The following is an 18,314-nucleotide window of genomic DNA, read 5'->3' on the forward strand; positions in this document are numbered from 1 at the left end:
AGCGGCCCTGGACACGCTTGTTGATAGGGCATGTTGCACATGCTAACGGCCCGCATCCTGATGATGATGAGAACACAGGTCTCTATGGCCAGGTCGGTTCGCTACTCTCAGCGTCTGTCGCACCGGTGAACACCGCTGTGAACGGAGACGCTGCCGCGCTCCTCCCCGATTCGGACCCGCATGTCGGTCATGGCCATCACGGCCAGGACCCGACGTGGAAGCTCGCGCTTGGTGCCATCGGCATCGTGTTCGGCGACATCGGGACCAGCCCGCTCTACGCGTTTCGCGAGACCTTCGCGAACGAGCATCACGAGCTGCCGCTCGACACGCCGCACGTGCTGGGCGCGATCAGCCTGATGTTCTGGTCGATGATGGTGGTGGTGACGCTCAAATATGTCACGATCATCATGCGGGCGGACAACAAGGGCGAGGGCGGCAGTCTGGCTCTGCTTGCGCTGATCTCGGGCCGGGGCGGCCAGCGCCGCTGGACCCAGGGGATCGTGCTGCTCGGCGTGTTCGCCACCGCGCTGTTCTACGGCGATTCGATGATCACCCCGGCGGTCTCCGTGCTGTCGGCGGTCGAGGGCCTCGCCGTCGCAGCACCGGGCTTCCACCGGCTGGTGGTGCCGATCGCGGTCGTCATCCTCGTCATGCTGTTCTCGATCCAGCGGACCGGCACCGCGCGCGTGGGCGCGTTCTTCGGGCCGGTGATGATCTTCTACTTCCTCGTCATCGCGACGCTGGGCGTGATCAGCATGGTCCAGACCCCGCATGTGCTGCAGGCGCTGTCGCCGCACCATGCGGTGCATTTCTTCATGCTGGACCCGCTGCGGGCGTTCCTGGCGCTCGGCTCGGTGGTGCTGGCGGTGACCGGTGCCGAGGCGCTCTACGCCGACATGGGCCATTTCGGCCGCAATCCGATCCGCTTCTCCTGGCTGTGGTTCGTGCTGCCGGCGCTGATGATGAATTACATGGGGCAGGGCGCGCTGCTGATCCGCGATGCCGAGGCACTGCGCAGCCCCTTCTACCTGCTCGCGCCGGAAGCGCTGCGGCTGCCTTTGGTGTTCGTCGCCACTGCTGCTGCGATCATTGCATCGCAGGCGGTGATCTCGGGCGCCTTCTCGGTGACCCAGCAGGCGATCCAGCTCGGCTTCGTGCCCCGCCTGCGCATCGACCATACCAGCGCGGCGACCGCCGGGCAGATCTACATCCCGATCATCAACTGGGCGCTGATGATCATGGTGATCCTGCTGGTGCTCAGCTTCCAGACCTCGTCGAACCTGACCGCGGCCTACGGCATCGCCGTCACCGGCGCGATGCTGATCGACAATTGCCTGCTCGCGGTGGTGCTGTTCAACCTGTGGCACTGGAAGAAGCGCTACGCGATCCCGCTGCTCGCGATCTTCTTCACGGTCGACCTCGCCTATTTCGCGGCGAACCTCACCAAGGTGCCCGATGGCGGCTGGTTCCCGCTGATGGTGGGCTTCATCATCTTCACGCTGCTCACCACCTGGGCCAAGGGGCGCAAGCTGATGATCGCGCGGCTGCGCGAGAGCGCGATGCCGATCCAGATCTTCATCGAATCGGCCGCCAACGCCGCAACCCGCGTGCGCGGCACGGCGGTGTTCATGACCTCGACGCCCGACGGCGTGCCGCACGCGCTGCTCCACAACCTCAAGCACAACAAGGTGCTGCACGACCGGGTGATCCTGCTGACCGTCAAGATCAGCGACGTGCCCTATGTGCCGGAGGAGAAGCGCCTGGTGGTGGAGGATCTCGGCAAGGGCTTTCACCGCATGATCCTCTACTATGGCTTCATGCAGGAGGCGGACGTGCCGGCCGCGCTCAAGTCGGTCGATGCCTGCGGGGCCGAGTTCAAGATGATGGAGACCAGCTTCTTCCTGGCGCGACAGACGCTGCTGCCCTCCTCGCGCCCGGGGATGATGATCTGGCGCGAGAAGCTGTTCGCCTGGATGCTGCGCAACGCCGAAAGCGCGATGGAGTTCTTCCGCCTGCCCACCAACCGCGTGGTCGAGCTGGGCAGCCAGGTGGAGATTTGAGCGGGGCGCCTGCTCCGTTGATCGTGACCGCGCTGTTCGGCAGGCAGGACCAGGCCTGGTTCGATTCGCTCCGCCGCGCGCATTTCCCGCCCGAGCGCAACCAGCTCGATGCGCACCTCACGCTGTTCCACCATTTGCCGCCCTCGGTGGCCGAGGAGCTCAACCACCGCCTTGCCCAGGAAACCCGCGGGGTGCGCGCGCCTCGGGCGCGGGTGAGCGGTCTGATGTCGCTGGGGCAGGGGGTAGCCTATCGAATCGAGGCGCCCGAGCTGGACGCGATTCGAGGTGGGCTGCTCCAGGCCTTTGCCGGGCTGCTCACGCCGCAGGATGCGGGCCGCTGGCGGCCGCACGTGACCGTGCAGAACAAGGTCCGTCCGGTGCTGGCCAAGGCGCTGCTGCGTGCGCTGGAAGCCGATTTTTCGCCTAAAACCGTGGAAATCGCGGGGCTTGCAAGCTGGTGGTATCGCGGCGGTCCGTGGGAATTACATTCTCGTCACATGTTCGCTTGACGGATCGTGTCCACCGACATAGATGGCCGCTCTCGCTTCGGGGCGGAGTAGCTCAGTTGGTTAGAGCAGCGGAATCATAATCCGCGTGTCGGGGGTTCAAGTCCCTCCTCCGCTACCATCCCCAAGCGTTTGATCAGGCTCAAGAAGCCTTCCGATAGTCGGTTGTAGACGAAAGGCCTGAGAGGCCCTTTTCAGTTGCATTTCGGCCCTTTTCCCATTGTCGGCGTGCTCGTGCCGCTAACCCAAATCAGACCGGCCGAGGATATTTCAAACCTTTGCGCAGTTGGGCCCGCACGGCTTTGGAGGGCGCGCGGATGTCAACGGCAACGGCAACGGCAACGGCGAAGGCATCAGGTACCGCGGCCGAACGTGGCGGCGCGCGCAAGCGTGCGACGCACGCGCTCCAGGCGCTCAATTTCTTCATGGCGGATATGCAGGCGGGCATCGGGCCCTTTCTGGGCGTGTTCCTCCAGCAGCGCGGCTGGACTGCCGGGCCGATCGGCACGGTAATGACCGCCGGCGGCGTCGCGGGCATGGTGATGACGGTCCCCGCGGGCGCCTTTATCGACCATACCGAGAAGAAGCGCCTGGTGGTGATCGTCACCGGCATCTGCACGGTGCTCGCTTCGTTCCTGATCCTGTTTTCCCAGACCGGCTGGGTGGTGACGATCAGCCAGGTGGCGACCGCCATCGCGGGTGCGGCGATCGGCCCGGCGGTGACCGGGATGACGCTGGGTGTCGTTCGGCAGGCGGGGTTCAACGCGCAAAACGGCCGCAACCAGGCCTGGAACCATGCTGGCAACATGCTCGGGGCAGGACTGTCGGGCTGGCTGGGCTGGAAGTTCGGGATGCCGGCGATCTTCTACCTCGCCGCGGCATTTGGGGTATTGGCGATCGCGTCGGTGCTGATGATCCCGGAACGCGCCATCGACCATGCCAGCGCCCGCGGGCTCGAGGCGAAGGAAGACAAGGATGCGGAAGCGGGGAAGGGCCAGGCCGAGGGCTTCGCCGCGCTGTTCCAAACCAAGCCGCTGCTGATCCTCGCAGCCGCGCTTGCCTGCTTCCACCTCGGCAATGGCGCGATGCTGCCGCTGTACGGGCTGGCGGTCGTCGGCGCGGGCAAGGGGGATGCGGCGCTGTTCACCGCCATGACGGTGGTGGTGGCGCAGGCGGTGATGATCCTCGCCGCGCTGCTCGCGATGCGGATGGCAGCGGGACGCGGCTATTGGCTGGTGCTGCTGATCTCGTTCGCCGCGCTGCCGCTGCGCGGGCTGCTCGCCGGCAGCTTCATCGAACATTGGGGCGTATGGCCGGTGCAGGCACTGGACGGCATCGGTGCAGGGCTGCAGAGCGTCGCGGTGCCGGGGCTGGTGGCCTGCATGCTCGACGGAACCGGACGGGTGAACGTCGGCCAAGGCGCGGTCATGACCGTCCAGGGCGTGGGAGCGTCGCTCAGCCCGGCGATCGGCGGCTGGCTGGCGCAGGCGATCGGCTACCGCGCCGCCTTCTATATTCTCGGCAGCTTCGCCCTGATCAGCCTGGCGCTGTGGATCGGTTTCGCCGCGATTCTGCGGCCTGCCTGTGCCGGTGCACGGCCTTCGCAAGGCGCATGACCCCCGCGACGGTCATCACCTGGGCCATTTGCTGCGCCGCCACGGCTGGCGTGATCCTGCGCCCGTTTCGCTGGCCCGAGGCGATCTGGGCGGTAGCTGGCGCGGCACTGCTGCTGCTCCTTGGCCTGATGCCGTTCGGGGCGGCGGCGGGCGCCGTTGCCAAGGGGCTCGACGTCTACCTGTTCCTGATCGGCATGATGCTGCTGAGCGAGACCGCGCGCGAGCAGGGGCTGTTCGATTGGGTTGCGGCGACCGCTGCCGCCCATGCGCGCGGATCGACCGCGCGGCTGTTCCTGCTGGTGTATCTGACCGGCGTGGTCACCACCACCTTCCTGTCGAACGACGCGACCGCCGTGGTGCTGACCCCGGCCGTCTATGCCGCCGCGCGCAAGGCCAAGGCGGACCCGCTGCCGATGCTTCTCGCCTGCGCGCTGATCGCCAATGCCGCGAGCTTCGTGCTGCCGATCTCCAATCCCGCGAATCTGGTGCTGTACGGGGGCAGGATGCCGCCGCTCGGCCAATGGTTCGGCTCGTTCGCATTGCCTTCGGTTGCCGCGATCGTCGTGACCTTCTGGATGCTGCGATGGGCGGAGCGGGAGCGGCTGTCCGGGAACTGCGAGACCGACATCGCCCGCACGCCGCTCTCGGGCGGCGGCAAGGCGGCGCTGGCCGGCATCGCCGCGACCGCGCTGCTGCTGCTGGCAATGTCCGCGCTGGACCGGCCGCTGGGCCTGCCCACCTGCATCGCAGGCGTGGCGACGACGCTGCTCGTCTGCCTGCGGGCGAAGCGGTCGCCAGTGGCGCTGGCGCGCGCGGTCTCCTGGAGCGTGCTGCCGCTCGTCGCCGGCCTGTTCGTACTGGTGGAGGCGCTCGGCCGCACCGGGGTGATCGGGATGGTCGCGCATGCGCTGGGCTTCGCGGCCGAAACGCCGGTGCTCGGCGCGGCGGGGGCAGGCGCGATCCTGGCGGTCGCGTCCAACCTCATGAACAACCTGCCTGCCGGGCTGATCGCCAGCGAGGCGGTGGCGCAGGCGCATGCGCCTCGGCTGATGGTGGACGCGCTGCTGATCGGGGTGGATCTGGGCCCGAACCTTTCGATCACCGGCAGCCTGGCGACGATCCTGTGGCTGCAGGCGATCCGGCGCGAGGGCGAGGATGTCGGCTTCTGGCGGTTTCTGAAGGTCGGCGCGGTGACGATGGTGCCGGCGCTGGTCGCGGCGTTGGGCGCGCGGATGCTGCTCGGCTGAGGGATGGGCGGCCGGGCAGGGGCTTCCCGGCGCTTTGTGCATCGATACGGATCTGAACGGCAAAACGCATCGGGACGGCACGAAGCCCTCCCGATGCGCATTGATCAGCCGATACGGATCAGAACTTGAAGCTCGCGCCGGCGCTGAAGTTGCGGCCGACGAGACCGGCATAGTGCCAGCTGCTCAGATAGTTCGGATTGCTGGTATAGGCACCCGCTGCCAGCGGCGCACGGGCATTGGTCAGGTTCTGGACGTTGACGAAGAAGCGGAACTTGTCGTTCACCTCCACGGCAGCGTTGAGATCAACATAGATGAACGGACGGATGAAGCAGAACTTCGATGCATCCTCCGGGCGGGCGATCGGCGCAAGCGTGTGCGAGCACGACAGATCGATCTTGTTGGTGACCGGATCCGGCGAGATTTCGTCCGCTGCGACCTGCTTGATGCGGCCGACATAATAGGTCGTCGCGGTCAGCGAGAACTTGCCGACTTCCAGCGCATTCTGCCAGTTGCCGCGGATGCGCGGCGTACCGCCGCCCGACGAGAGCTCGTAGGGCCCCAGCGTACCGGCATACTTCTGCACCACGCCCGACGGGGTGACCAGATCGAGGCGCAGGACGCGGGTGACGTCCACGCGGCTTATCAGGCGCACATTGTCCGAGAAGCGGACGTTCGCGGTCGCCTGCATGTCGATGCCCGAGCTGACCTGATAGTTGGCGTTGACGTAGGGCACGTTGAACACCAGCAGGCGGGGCAGCGCGTTCGGGTTGACCGGATCGGGCGCGTCTACGACGTTGCACTGATAGCCCGGACCCACCGCGGCGAGCGCAGCGCAGCCAGCGGCGGCGGTGGTCTGCCCGTAATAGGCCTTGATCGCATCGGCGCGGAGCGGCCCGCTGACGATCAGGTTCGACTTCTTGATGTTGTAATAGTCGACCGTGACGTTGAACCAGCGCGTCGGCCGCAGCATCGTGCCGACGGTGACGCTCTGCGAATTTTCCGGCAGGATGTTGGGGTTGCCGGTGGCGCCGCTGCCGATGTTGTAGGTGCCCGAATAGGCCGGGTTGCCCGGATGGGCATCGACGAAGCTCTTGATCGGCGTGTACGAGGAGAAGCCCGAATAGCTGCTGAGCGCGTTGTATTCGGCGAAGGTCGGTGCGCGGAAGCCCTGCGAATAGGTCGCGCGGAAGGCAATCTGCTCGGTCGGGTTGAACTTCACGCCGACCTTGGGCGAGAAGTGGCTATAGCCCTGCGAATAATGGTCGTACCGGCCCGAGACGTTGACGTCGACCGTCTTCAGGAATGGTGCGTCGATCTCGAAGAAGCCGGCGGTCACGGTCTGGCGACCCTGTGCCGACGAGGTGTTCAGCGCATAATAGCTGAGGTCCGCATTCTGGTTGCGGTTCATCAGCGTCTCGCGCCGGACCTGGAAACCGCCGCCGATGTTCAGGTCGCCGCCGGGCAGCGCCATCACGGTCTTGATCAACGAACCGCCGATCGTCGCCACTGTCGAATAGGACGGCGTGGTGCGCTCCGGCGAGATCTGGTTGCGGACCGCCGCGCTGTTCTGCTCCGGATTGACGAAATTGTACGCACCCGTGTTGATCGCGTTCAGCAGGCCCTGGATGTTGATGAATCCGCGCTGCGTGACGGCGAAATTGTCGCGCGCATAGACGCCGTTCAGGCGGAACTTGAACCCGTTACCCAGATCGCCCGAGATGCCCGCGGTGGTGCGGAACACGTCGACATAGCGGAAGCTGCCGGCGGGAATGTCACCGAACAGATAGTAGATGCGTGCGGCGCTCTGCGACGGATCGGCGCCGGTAACGGCATAGGGGTTGTTGGGGTTGAGCCGGCGATCGGCCGCGGTGGCGCAGTTGGTGCCCGCCGCGCAGACATACATCGGCAGCACAATGCCCGGGCTGCTGGATGCGATCGAGGCCGAGCCGCCGAACGGCTGGGTCTGGCGGATGCCCGAGGGCGTGCCGGTGATGGTGACTTCGGAATGCGAGTAGCTGCCGCTGGCGAACGCTTCGAGATTGTCGCTCAGGCGCGCGGTGAGGCGGGCCGTGGTCGAATAACGCTGCTGCTTGGGCTGGATGATCGAATATTCATCCGGAAGATTGTGCTTGCAGCCGGTGCCCTGCGCGGCGCCCGAGGTCACCGTAAAGGTGCCGTTGGCGCAGGCATTGGGGTTGAGCAGCTGATATTGATTGGTGAGCGGTGCACCGACCTGGCCGGCGAGCGGGTTGTTGAGATCGGTCTGCCGCACGCGCGTGACGACCGCCTGCGGATTCGGCGTGGTCAGGCTGTCGTCGTTGCGGTTGCGATCGAGCAGGCCGCTGGGCGTCAGGTCGAGCGTGTTGAACGGGTAGCCGCGCGAGTGATTGGTGATATACCCGTCATAAGTATATTCGCCGTTCACATAGACGTTGAAGCCCTTTTCCTGATAGTCGCCATAGCCGGCGGTCAGCGTCGCGCGGTAATGCGCGCCATCGCCCTGGCCGGTCGTGCCGCCCTGGACCGAGCCTTCGATCCCCTGGACATTCTTCTTGCTGATCAGGTTGACCACGCCGCCAATCGCGTCCGCACCGTAGGTCGAGGACGCACCGTCCTTCAGCACTTCGATACGGTCGACGATGCTGAACGGGATGGAGTTCAGGTCGACATAGGAATTGTGACCGTCGTCATTGAGCGGGAAATTGGCCGAGCGGAGGCCGTCGATCAGCACCACGGTCGATGAAACGCCGAGGCCGCGGAGCGAGACGGCGGCGCCACCGGCCGAGAAGCCGTTGCGAAAGCCCGTTGAGATCGAGCCGGCGCTGTCCGCGGATACCGAGCGAATCGCGTCCTGCGCCGTGGTGATGTTGGCGCGCTGAAGGGTTTCCGAGCTCAGCACCGTGACGGGCGAGATCGAGCTCGCGTTTGAATTGCGGAACAGCGTGCCAGTGACAACGATCGGTGCCTGGTCAGCCGGAGCCTGCTCCTGAACGTCGGGCGTTGCCGGATCCTGCGTCGCCTCAACCGTGCTGGCGACGGTGTCGGTCGCCTGCGTGGGGGCAGCCGTCTGCGCGTGCGCCGGCGCGGCGATTGCCGTGAGCAGCGCTGCGGTCGAAATCCCATACCGCAGGTTCAGAAAACGCGCGGAATCCATCAAAATCATGAAGCTGTTCCCTTTTTGCGCAGCGGCGACTTTTCATCGCTTCGGACCAAGCCAAGGCCTGGCGCTGCGGGAGGGCCGCTATCATCGGCGAAGTTAAAGGAGAGTTTAAAATATTGAGATGGCCCAACTGTTTATTGCCGACGGTGGGGACGCTCCTGTCTGTACGCACACGATCGACGGCGAGCTGCCGACTAAAAGTAACAAAAATGAGAAATATAGTTTCAATAGTTTGATATTTGATTCCATCTGCTTTGTGTGCGTTAGCGGAAGCAGCGGGGATGAGCGGTCTTTCTTCAAGGCGGCATCACATTAGCAACCGGCTAACGATATCTGCACATCGTCGATTAGGTCCGCCGCGTTAGCGTGTGGATGACTGTAAGTCTTTGGGAGGCTTGGCGACGTGTCAGGGGAGAGGCGCTCTTGCAGGGCGTCGGGATCGGACAGGGCAGGGCGCTTGCCATGGCAGTGCTGAAGACCGTTTCCTCTGTCGACGTCCGGCTCGGAATGTTCATCCACGGCTTTGAGGGGTCGTGGTGGGAGCACCCCTTCTGGCGGACGCGCTTTCTGCTAACCGACCTCGAGGACCTTCAGAAGCTGCGCGGGTTTCACGGTGGCGTGATCATCGATGTCGCGCGGTCGCAGGAAGCGGGAGCCGATGTCGTTGCTGCGTCCGCTGCGGCAGCGGGCTGCGCAGAAGAGACGGAAGCGCCACTGCGTTCGCCTGCAGCGAGCGGGAAGCGGCACCTTCCCGATTCCTCCGCTGGTGGTTTCTCCGCGGATCAGGCAGAGGCCGCCGCGCTGGTCGCGGGGGCGCTCGATACCGTCCGCGGCACGTTCGACGATGTCCGGTTGGGGCGGGCGGTCGCGCATGAGAAGGTCGCCGCGCTGGTCGACGACATTTCCGGTCAGCTCGATCGCAACGCATCGGCGTTGCTCCGCGTGCTCCAGCTCAAGAGCAAGCACCAATATACCTATCTCCATTCGGTCGCCGTCTGCACGCTGATGGTCAATCTGGCGCGGCATCTCGCGATGGACGAGGAGTCCGTGCGCACGCTCGGGCTTGCCGGGCTGCTCCACGATGTCGGCAAGGTCGCGATCCCCGATGCGGTGCTCGACAAGCCCGGCCGCCTGTCGGCCGAGGAATTTGCGCTGGTGCGCACCCATCCGGAGGAGGGGGCGGCGCTGCTGCGCGAGGACGACACGATGCCGGCATTGGCGATGGAGGTGTGCCTGCACCATCACGAGCGCTGGGACGGCAATGGCTATCCGCACGGGCTGAAGGCGGAGGATATCAGCCTGCCCGCGCGTATGGGGGCGATCTGCGACGTCTACGACGCGCTGACGTCGCACCGCGCCTATAAACGCGCCTGGCTGCCCGCACGGGCGCTCGGCGCGATGTGGAGCTGGGAGGGGCATTTCGATCGCGAATTGCTGTTCCAGTTCATGCGCAGCATCAACCTCTATCCGCCCGGCATGCTGGTACGGCTCGCCTCGGACCGGCTGGCGCTGGTGCTCGACAATGGCGGGCGCGCGACGCGGACGCGGCTGCTGGTCTTCCACTCCTTCGCCGAGGGGCGTGCGCTGACCCCGACAACGCTGGTGCTGAGCGCCGGGACCGAGGAAGACAAGGTCGTCGGCTTCGTCCGGCCAGAAGAGTCGCCGAGTGCGATTCCGTCGCTGGACTTGTATCCGCCGGTCGCTGTAACAAATTAGGCATAATACCGGAACGGCACGCGATTCCGGATCGTCTATAACGAAGAACAGGAAGAGGGTCGCTTGAACGGAGTCGCCGTATAATGCGTGCATTACATGAATTGCCGCCGGAGCAGGTCGAAGGCCGGGGTGTCGATCCCGCCGCATCGGGCAGCCTGTTGATCATGGCCATGGGCAGCGTGCTGTTCTGGGCGAGCGTGGCGGTGTGGATCCTTCGCTGATCCGCAGGAAGTTCGTCTTGGTGCCGTAACAGCTTTTCCGTTCCGGCACGGCGTTGCAGATGTGTCCCGCGACGCCATGTTGCTTCCGACGATGCGCTGTCTCTAGAAGCGGCATCGAAGATTCGTCGGAAAGCAGACCATGACCGCCACCCATTCTACCCGCATGTTGATCCTGGGCTCCGGCCCCGCCGGCCTCTCGGCCGCCATCTATGGCGCGCGCGCGGGGCTCGCCCCCATCGTCGTCCAGGGCATTCAGCCCGGCGGCCAGCTGATGACCACGACGGATGTCGAGAATTATCCCGGCTTCCGCGAGGTGATCCAGGGCCCGTGGCTGATGCAGGAGATGCAGGCCCAGGCCGAGCATGTCGGCGCCCAGATGATGTGGGACACGATCGTCGAGATCGACGTCAGCCAGCGCCCGTTCCGCCTCGTCGGCGACGGCGGCACCGTCTATACCGGCGACACGCTGGTGATCGCCACCGGCGCGCAGGCGCGCTGGCTGGGCCTCGATTCGGAAGAGCTGCTCAAGGGCAAGGGCGTCAGCGCCTGCGCAACCTGCGACGGCTTCTTCTTCCGTGGCAAAAAGGTGGCGGTGATCGGCGGCGGCAACACCGCGGTCGAGGAAGCGCTGTACCTGACCAACCACAGCCATGACGTCACGCTGATCCACCGCCGCGATTCGCTGCGCGCCGAGAAAATCCTCCAACAGCGCCTGTTCGCCAACGAGCGGATCAAACCGCTGTGGAACAAGGAAGTCGTGCGCTTCATCGGGGGCGGCCAGCCCGAGGGCCTGGTCGGCATCGAGCTGAAGGATACGGTGACCGGCGCGCTTTCGACGCTGGAGGTCGACGGCGGTTTCGTCGCGATCGGCCACCATCCGGCGACCGAGCTGTTCCGCGGCCATATCGCGCTCGACGACGACGGCTATATCCAGGTCGAGAAGGGCACGACCAACACCAGCGTCCCCGGCGTGTTCGCCTGCGGCGACGTGATGGACAAGCATTATCGCCAGGCGATCACCGCCGCCGGCACCGGCTGCATGGCCGCGCTGGATGCGGAGCGCTTCCTCGCCGCGGCCGATTTCGAGACGGTGGCGCAGGCGGCCGAGTAACGAAGGGTCAGGGCGCTCGCTGCTCGGCGAGCGCCTCGATCACCCGCTCGTAGAGCCAGGCCTTGTCGGCAGTGCCGGCAAAGACATGGCTGGCGGTATCGAACTGCTTGCGGCGGACGCGGGTGCCAGCAGCGGCGAAGGCCGGCTTGTGCAGGAATTCGGCGAAGCACGCAGCGATCTTGTCGCGGGTGGCGAGCAACACCGTCATCGGCACCTCCGCCGCGGTGAACGCCGCGGCGAGTTCGCTGCCGAGGCTGCGATGCGTTTCGGGTCGCCGTGTCGCGACTCTGCCGATCACCTGCCGCATCCAGCCGCGCGATGCTTCTCCCTCCTCGGGTTCTTCCGGCGGGGGAAGGGGGGCGACGACCACGGGATTGGCGAGCAGCAGCGCGTCGATCCGCGCCTGGGCATGGAACAGCGCGAGCGCCGTCGCGCCGTCGCCATTGCCGAACGCGACCACGCGCCGCAGCTTCGCCTCGCGCCGGAAGGTGCTGACCGCCGCGACGATGTCCGGCGCGCTTTCCAGAAAGCCCTGGTTGCTGCCCGCCGAATCGCCGACGCCGCGGCGATCGAAACGGAACACCGGATAGCCTGCCGCGGCGATGCGGTGCGCCAGCTGCGACATGCTGCGATGCGGCCCGCTGCGGATTTCGTTGCCGTTCGACACGATCAGCAGCCCGGTAGCGCCCGACGCGCTGTCCAGCGTGCCGACCAGCATGTCGCCCAGGCAGGGAAAGCCGATCAGGCTTCGCACATGCGCACCCAGGCGGCGAGATCGTCGGCGAGCAGCGTGGCGAGCGCGAGGTCGTTGTCCGGCGTGGGTTCACGCCACAGTGCGCGGCCGGGGACGAGGCGATCGGCCGGGCGGGTGTCGCCTTCCAGCCGGAGCGTGCGCGCCGGTTCGACATGGCAGTCGGGCAGCTCGTCGAGAAAGGTGTCGGGCAGGCGATGCCCGCCATAGCCGGGCGCGTCCCCGGCGCGGTGGATGCGCCGCAGTGCGCGCAGCAGCGCGTCGCCCGGCTGCGGCGCGAAGTGCCAGCGGCGGCGGATGACCACGCTGCCGTCGAGCAGCGCGCCGCTGCGCAGCGCCATCGAATAGGCCCGCCCGCCGGCGGTGCGCGCCGCCGCGCCGAAGCCCGCGCGCAGGTCGGAAATCGCGATACGCTCGCTCGGGATCAGGCTCTCGCCGGTGCCGGGAAGCTCGGGCAGCACGCCGGCGATGCCGTGGTTCTCGGCGAGCGACCGCAGGATCGTCGCGGCGAACCCGCGCATCCGGTTCGCCTCCTCGAACAGCGGCAATGCCACGATGACGACCGGGCCGCTGCCGGGACCGAAGCGCACCATCGCTTCGCGGCCGCCTGCCCAGTCATAGGGTTCGATCACCCCAATACCTTTTGCGCGGCGAAGCGGGTGAGCGAGCCGAAGCTCTCCAGCATCTCGCCATCGACCTCGTCATCCTCGATCAGGATGCCCAGCCGGTCCTCGATCTCGGTCAGCACGCCGGCGACGGCGAGCGAATCGAGTTCGGGCAGGGCGCCGAACAGCGGCGTGGTCTCGTCGAACGCGGCAACGCGATCGTCGCTCAACCCCAGCACGTCGCGCAGCACGCCGCGGACGGTGGTTTCGATGTCGAGCATGGCTTCAGGCCGCAATGGGGTTCCCCTGCAAGAAATTTGCGCTTCCGTAAGGCTTGGCGGCGGCGCTGCCAAGACTATGGGTGTGGCATGATCGCGCTCGATCCTGCCCCGCATCTTATAGACGCGCTGCCGCTGCGTGGCGCGTCGGACGCCGTTGCTTTGGAAGACAAGGCCGGCACGCTGACCTATGCCGAACTGGAGGCGGCGGTGGGCGGCATGGCGCACGCGCTCGCCGCGCACGGCCTGCCCGCCGGCGAGCGGGTGGCGAGCTGGCTGCCCAAGACGCGTACCGCTTGCCTACTGCCGCTGGCCGCGCCGCGTGCCGGATTGGTCCATGTGCCGGTCAACCCGGCGCTCAAGCGCGCGCAGCTCACGCACATCTTGGCGGACAGCGGCGCGCGGCTGCTGATCACGCAGCATGCGCGGCTGGCGGCGCTGGAGCCGGGTGACGTGCCTCCCGATTGCCGGATCGTCACCGAGGAACAACTGGTCGGCGCCGATCGACTGCCGCCCGCCAACGGCGATCCCGATGCGCTGGCGGCGATCCTCTACACCTCGGGTTCCACCGGGCGACCCAAGGGGGTGATGCTCAGCCACGCCAATCTGTGGCTCGGGGCGATCAGCGTTGCGCATTATCTCAAGATCGCACCCGAGGATCGCGTGCTGGGCGTGCTGCCGCTGAGCTTCGACTATGGGCAGAACCAGCTTTTCTCGACCTGGGCGGCGGGAGCCCGGGTGGTGCCGCTCGACTATCTCACCGCGCGCGACGTGGTGAAGGCGGTGGATCGGTTCGGCATCACCACGCTGGCGGGCGTGCCGCCGCTCTGGGTGCAGCTGCTCGAGGCCGAGTGGCCCACGGAGACTGCCGCGATGCTCCAGCGGCTGACCAACTCCGGCGGGGCGATGACCCGCCCGCTAGTGCAGGGGCTGCGGACGCGCTTTCCGAATGCCGATCTCTACCCGATGTACGGCCTCACCGAGGCATTCCGTTCGACCTATCTCGACCCGGCGCTGGTTGGCACGCATCCGGAATCAATCGGCCGCGCCATTCCCTTCGCCGAGATCCTGATCGTCGATGCCGAAGGGCGACCGGCCAGGCAGGGCGAACTCGTCCATGCCGGGCCATTGGTCGCCAAGGGCTATTGGCGCGACGCCGAGCGCACCGCGCTGCGCTTCCGTCCGGCGCCGGCCTTCGCCGAGCATCCGGGCATGGCGGTATGGTCCGGCGACACCGTGGCCGAGGATGCCGAGGGGCTGCTGCGCTTCGTCGGTCGCGACGACGAGATGATCAAATCCTCGGGCAACCGGATCAGCCCCACCGAGATCGAGGAGGCGGTGGTCGCCGGCGGCGAGACGAGCGAGGCTGTGGCTTTCGGCGTCCCCGACCCGCGGCTCGGCCAGGCGATACTGGTCGTCGCGCGCGGCGACGGCAGCCGTGAGGAGGAACTGCGCGCCCGGCTGCGGCGGGAGCTGCCGAGCTTCCAGCAGCCGGCACGCTATGTCTGGCGGGAAAGCCTGCCGCGGAATGCCAACGGCAAGCTCGACCGGTCCGGGCTGAAGACGGAGATCCTATGAACGCGAAGCCCACCGGGCCCATTCCCGACGACTATGCCGCGCAGCCGGTGCTGCAGGTCGCCGGCCACAGCGCCGCCGACTGGGCGGAAGCCGGCACGCCGCTCTATCTGTACGATGCAGCATCGGTACAGGCCCGGATCGCCCGCTTCCGCGCGGCGATGCCCGAACGGGTGGCGTTGCACTATGCGATCAAGGCCAATCCCTTGCCCTCGCTGATCGCCGCCATCACTCCCCAGGTCGACGGGATCGACGTCGCATCGGCCGGCGAGATGGACAAGGCGCTGGCGTTGATGGGCGCCTCGGCGATCAGCTTTGCCGGACCGGGCAAGCGCGATGCGGAGCTGGAAGCGGCGATCCGGGCTGGGGTGACCCTCAACCTGGAGTCGGAAGGCGAGGCCGACCGCGCGCTGGCGTTCGGCGAGCGGCTCGGCATCACGCCGCGCTTGGCAGTGCGGGTGAACCCCGATTTCGAGCTGCGCGGCTCCGGCATGAAGATGGGCGGTCGTGCCTCTCCCTTCGGGATCGACGCCGAACGCGTACCGGCGCTGGTCCGGCGGCTGATCGCAGCCGGTGCCGACTGGCGCGGCTTCCATATCTATGCCGGCTCGCAGGCGCTCTCGGCCGAGGCGGTGATCGAGACGCAGGGCGCGACGATCGGCTTGGCCGCGCGGCTGGCGAACGAGGCGGGGGCGTTACCGCCGCTGGTCAATCTCGGCGGCGGCTTCGGCATCCCCTATTTCCCCGGCGACCTGCCGCTCGATGTCGAGGCGGTCGGCGCGGCACTGGCGGGGGAGCTGGACCGGCTCGATACCCAGTATGCGATCGAACTCGGCCGCTGGCTGGTCGGCGAGGCGGGCATCTATCTCGCCCGCGTGATCGACCGCAAGGAAAGCCAGGGGGAGACCTTCCTCGTCGTCGACGGCGGGCTCCACCACCACCTCGCCGCGACCGGCAATTTCGGCACCGTCGTCCGCCGCAACTACCCCGTCGCCGTCGCCCACCGGATGCAGGATGCGCCGGAGGAGGTGGTGACCGTCGTCGGCCCGCTGTGCACGCCGCTCGACCGTCTGGCCGACCGCGTCGCGCTGCCGCGCGCAGAGGTCGGCGACCTGATCGCGATCTTCGCCTCGGGGGCCTATGGCGCCAGCGCCAGCCCCCAGGCGTTCCTCGGCCACCCACCGGTACGCGAGGTTCTGGCAGGGGTCTGACGCCTAACGCTAAATTTACGCGTCCTGCGCCATAGGTCGCCATCCGGCACGGGCGCGCGACACGCCGCCCCGTAGCCGCTTGGAGGCATGGCAATGGCGGTTTCGTTCGGGATGAAGGCGGCGGCGACGCTGGCGCTGATGGCGCAGCTATCGGCGTGCGGCGGCGGTGGGCCGCGTCCCGAGCTTCCCGCCGCGGGCTTCGTCGGCGCGAAGGAAGCGCCGAGCGACGAATATGTCATCGGCCCGCTCGACCAGCTCAGCATCTTCGTCTGGCGCAATCCGGAGATCTCGACCAAGGTCCAGGTGCGCCCCGACGGTCGCATCACCACGCCGCTGATCAACGACATGCCCGCGGTGGGCAAGACGCCCGCGATGCTCGCCGACGACCTGAAGCTGGCGCTTAGCGAATATATCAAGGACCCCATCGTCTCGGTGATCGTCGAGAATTTCTCGGGCACCTTCAGCCAGCAGATCCGCGTCGTGGGCGCGACCGAGAAGCCGGCCTCGTTGCCCTATCGCGCCAACATGTCGATCCTCGACGCGATGATCGCGGTGGGCGGCCTCAACGAATTCGCCGCGGGCAACCGCGCCCGGCTGGTGCGCTACGATCCGCAGAGCGGCAAGCAGCAGGAGTTCAAGCTGCGCCTCGCCGATCTCCTGAAGAACGGCGACACCTCGGCCAACGTTTGGCTGGAGCCGGGCGACGTGATCATCATCCCGCAGAGCATGTTCTGATGGGGGGGCTGTTCGACGAGGTTCGCAGCGCGATCCATGCGGTGTGGATGCGCCGCACGCTGGCGCTGGCGATTGCGTGGATGGTCTGCGTGGTCGGCTGGGTGGCGGTGTCGCGTATTCCGGACAGCTACGAATCCAAGGCGCGCGTGCTCGTCGAGCTACGCCAGGTGCTCCCGAACGACGGCGGCGTCGCCGCGGCGGGCCAGCAGCAGGACATCGACCGCATCCGCCAGACGCTGACCAGTTCGGTGAACCTGGAGAAGGTCGTGCGCGGCACCGATCTGGCGAAGACCATCACCAAGCCGGCCGATCTGGCCGCGCGTATCGCCGGGCTGCAAAAGACGATCAAGCTCACCGCCCAGCAGGACAATCTGTTCGAGATCGCGGTGACCGGCGCCGATCCGGTGATCTGCCGCCAGGTGGTGGAAAAGCTGATCGCGCTGTTCCGCGACAACAAGCTCGCCGACAGCCGCGACGAGAGCAGCCAGTCGCTTGCCTTTCTCGACCAGCAGCTCGCCGAGCGCCAGCAGGCGCTGCAGGCCGCGGAAGCCAAGCGCGCCGAGTTCCAGTCGCGCTTTCTCGGCAGCCTGCCGGGCACCGGCTCGCTCGACGACCGGATCGGCGCGGCGCAGCAGCAGTTGCAGCAGATCGAAAGCGATCTGGCGGCGGCGCAGAGCAGCCTCAGCGCGGTCAACGCGCAGATGGCGGGCACGCCGGCCAGCGTGGCGGGGCAGGGCGGGGGTCCGGTGGGAACAGGTCCGGCGCGCGCGCGGCTGGCGGACCTGCAGGCGCAGCTTTCCGATGCCCGCGCGCGCGGCTTTACCGAGGCGCACCCCGATGTGGTTGCGCTCAAGCGCCAGATCGCAGGCGCGCAGGCTGCGGCGGCGCGCGAGCCGACAGGGAGCAGCGGCGGCGGCAGCTTCGCCAACCCGCTCTATCTCAGTCTGCGTTCGATGCAGGCGGACAAGGCGGCGCAGGTCGCCGCGCTCAGCCAGCGGCGCGCGCAGATCCAGGGCGACCTCGCCGCGCTCAGCGCCAAGCTCACCCAGGCGCCGCAGGCCGCTTCCGAGCAGGGCCAGATCGACCGCGACTATCAAGTGCTGAAGGACCAATATGGCAAGCTGCTCGCCGACCGCGAACAGCTGCGGATCAGCAGCCAGGCGCAGAGCCAGACCGACGCGGTGAAGTTCAGCGTCATCGACCCGCCGACCCAGCCGCGCGCGCCCAGCTCGCCCAACCGGCCGATGCTGCTCACCGCGGTGCTGGTCGCGGGGCTGGGCGCGGGCGTGGCGGCGGCGTTCCTGCTGTCCAAGCTGCGGACCACCTTCGACACAGCCACCCGACTGGAGCGCGCCAGCGGCATGCCGGTGATCGGCTCGATCGGCGAGGTGATCACGCCCCGCCAGCGCGCGCGGCGTCGCAAGCAGCTTCAGCATTTCCTCGGCGGTGCTGCGGGCTTGGGCTTCGCCTATGCCGCGATCCTGCTGGTCGGCATGCTCCACCACGCCGCGGGGGCCTGAGC

15 protein-coding genes and 1 tRNA gene are annotated in these 18,314 nt (G+C 67.1%); 12 read left to right on the forward strand and 4 right to left on the reverse strand.

The features are described from left to right. Nucleotides 1–125 precede the first annotated feature (125 nt). The 5 genes from ABIC65_RS00470 to ABIC65_RS00490 all read left to right on the forward strand — a co-directional run bounded on the left by ABIC65_RS00470 (nt 126) and on the right by ABIC65_RS00490 (nt 5,429). Entirely contained in the window at nt 126–2,060 is a 1,935-nt protein-coding gene (locus ABIC65_RS00470; RefSeq protein ID WP_354306247.1) for a potassium transporter Kup, read from the forward strand. Next, a complete protein-coding gene (locus ABIC65_RS00475) occupies nt 2,057–2,569 on the forward strand; it encodes a 2'-5' RNA ligase family protein (protein WP_354306248.1) in 513 nt (170 codons plus the stop codon). The genes ABIC65_RS00470 and ABIC65_RS00475 overlap by 4 nt, the downstream gene beginning before the upstream one ends. A gap of 41 nt (nt 2,570–2,610) precedes the next feature. Then, nucleotides 2,611–2,687, forward strand: a tRNA-Met gene (locus ABIC65_RS00480). A 196-nt stretch (nt 2,688–2,883) separates the two neighbouring features. Continuing rightward, nucleotides 2,884–4,182 (forward strand): MFS transporter, encoded by a 1,299-nt coding sequence (locus ABIC65_RS00485; protein ID WP_354306249.1) that lies wholly within the window; start codon nt 2,884–2,886, stop codon nt 4,180–4,182. After that, entirely contained in the window at nt 4,179–5,429 is a 1,251-nt protein-coding gene (locus ABIC65_RS00490; protein ID WP_354306251.1) for an arsenic transporter, read from the forward strand. Before ABIC65_RS00485 ends, ABIC65_RS00490 begins: the two co-directional genes overlap by 4 nt. A gap of 118 nt (nt 5,430–5,547) precedes the next feature. On the opposite strand, the gene ABIC65_RS00495 is transcribed toward ABIC65_RS00490, so the two are convergent. Then, nucleotides 5,548–8,583 (reverse strand): TonB-dependent receptor domain-containing protein, encoded by a 3,036-nt coding sequence (locus ABIC65_RS00495; RefSeq protein WP_354307745.1) that lies wholly within the window; start codon nt 8,581–8,583, stop codon nt 5,548–5,550. A 468-nt stretch (nt 8,584–9,051) separates the two neighbouring features. Here ABIC65_RS00495 and ABIC65_RS00500 point away from each other — a divergent pair, with 468 nt between their 5' ends. The 3 genes from ABIC65_RS00500 (at nt 9,052) to trxB (ending at nt 11,637) form a co-directional block, all read left to right on the forward strand. Further along, entirely contained in the window at nt 9,052–10,305 is a 1,254-nt protein-coding gene (locus tag ABIC65_RS00500) for an HD-GYP domain-containing protein (RefSeq protein WP_354306252.1), read from the forward strand. An 83-nt stretch (nt 10,306–10,388) separates the two neighbouring features. Beyond that, the gene (locus ABIC65_RS00505; RefSeq protein ID WP_164521722.1) at nt 10,389–10,526 is read left to right on the forward strand and encodes a hypothetical protein; all 138 of its coding nucleotides are present in this window, start codon (nt 10,389–10,391) and stop codon (nt 10,524–10,526) included. Nucleotides 10,527–10,665: 139 nt separating this feature from the next. Then, entirely contained in the window at nt 10,666–11,637 is a 972-nt protein-coding gene (gene trxB, locus ABIC65_RS00510; RefSeq protein ID WP_354306253.1) for a thioredoxin-disulfide reductase, read from the forward strand. A gap of 7 nt (nt 11,638–11,644) precedes the next feature. Here trxB and ABIC65_RS00515 read toward each other — a convergent pair whose 3' ends face one another. Genes ABIC65_RS00515 through ABIC65_RS00525 form a run of 3 tightly spaced genes read right to left on the reverse strand, consistent with a single transcriptional unit; the run spans nt 11,645 to nt 13,274 of the window. Next, nucleotides 11,645–12,391, reverse strand: coding sequence for an alpha/beta fold hydrolase (locus ABIC65_RS00515; protein WP_354306254.1), 747 nt, complete (start codon nt 12,389–12,391; stop codon nt 11,645–11,647). Continuing rightward, nucleotides 12,379–13,020, reverse strand: coding sequence for a hypothetical protein (locus ABIC65_RS00520; RefSeq protein WP_354306255.1), 642 nt, complete (start codon nt 13,018–13,020; stop codon nt 12,379–12,381). The genes ABIC65_RS00515 and ABIC65_RS00520 overlap by 13 nt, the downstream gene beginning before the upstream one ends. Further along, the gene (locus ABIC65_RS00525; protein ID WP_354306256.1) at nt 13,017–13,274 is read right to left on the reverse strand and encodes an acyl carrier protein; all 258 of its coding nucleotides are present in this window, start codon (nt 13,272–13,274) and stop codon (nt 13,017–13,019) included. The genes ABIC65_RS00520 and ABIC65_RS00525 overlap by 4 nt, the downstream gene beginning before the upstream one ends. Before the next feature lie 87 nt (nt 13,275–13,361). Here ABIC65_RS00525 and ABIC65_RS00530 point away from each other — a divergent pair, with 87 nt between their 5' ends. The 4 genes from ABIC65_RS00530 to ABIC65_RS00545 all read left to right on the forward strand — a co-directional run bounded on the left by ABIC65_RS00530 (nt 13,362) and on the right by ABIC65_RS00545 (nt 18,312). Next, nucleotides 13,362–14,849 carry an acyl-CoA ligase (AMP-forming), exosortase A system-associated gene (locus ABIC65_RS00530; RefSeq protein ID WP_354306257.1) on the forward strand — a complete coding sequence of 496 codons (1,488 nt, stop codon included), beginning with the start codon at nt 13,362–13,364 and terminating at the stop codon, nt 14,847–14,849. Beyond that, nucleotides 14,846–16,057, forward strand: a complete 1,212-nt coding sequence (locus tag ABIC65_RS00535) for a pyridoxal-dependent decarboxylase, exosortase A system-associated (RefSeq protein WP_354306258.1) — start codon at nt 14,846–14,848, stop codon at nt 16,055–16,057. The genes ABIC65_RS00530 and ABIC65_RS00535 overlap by 4 nt, the downstream gene beginning before the upstream one ends. A 138-nt stretch (nt 16,058–16,195) precedes the next feature. Continuing rightward, on the forward strand, nt 16,196–16,792 hold the full coding sequence (locus tag ABIC65_RS00540) for an XrtA/PEP-CTERM system exopolysaccharide export protein (RefSeq protein ID WP_354307746.1): 597 nt from the start codon (nt 16,196–16,198) through the stop codon (nt 16,790–16,792). After that, nucleotides 16,792–18,312 (forward strand): XrtA system polysaccharide chain length determinant, encoded by a 1,521-nt coding sequence (locus ABIC65_RS00545; protein WP_354306259.1) that lies wholly within the window; start codon nt 16,792–16,794, stop codon nt 18,310–18,312. The genes ABIC65_RS00540 and ABIC65_RS00545 overlap by 1 nt, the downstream gene beginning before the upstream one ends. The last annotated feature ends 2 nt before the right edge of the window (nt 18,313–18,314 follow it).

This window comes from Sphingomonas trueperi, assembly GCF_040545665.1.
Classification (GTDB): Bacteria; Pseudomonadota; Alphaproteobacteria; order Sphingomonadales; family Sphingomonadaceae; genus Sphingomonas; species Sphingomonas trueperi_B.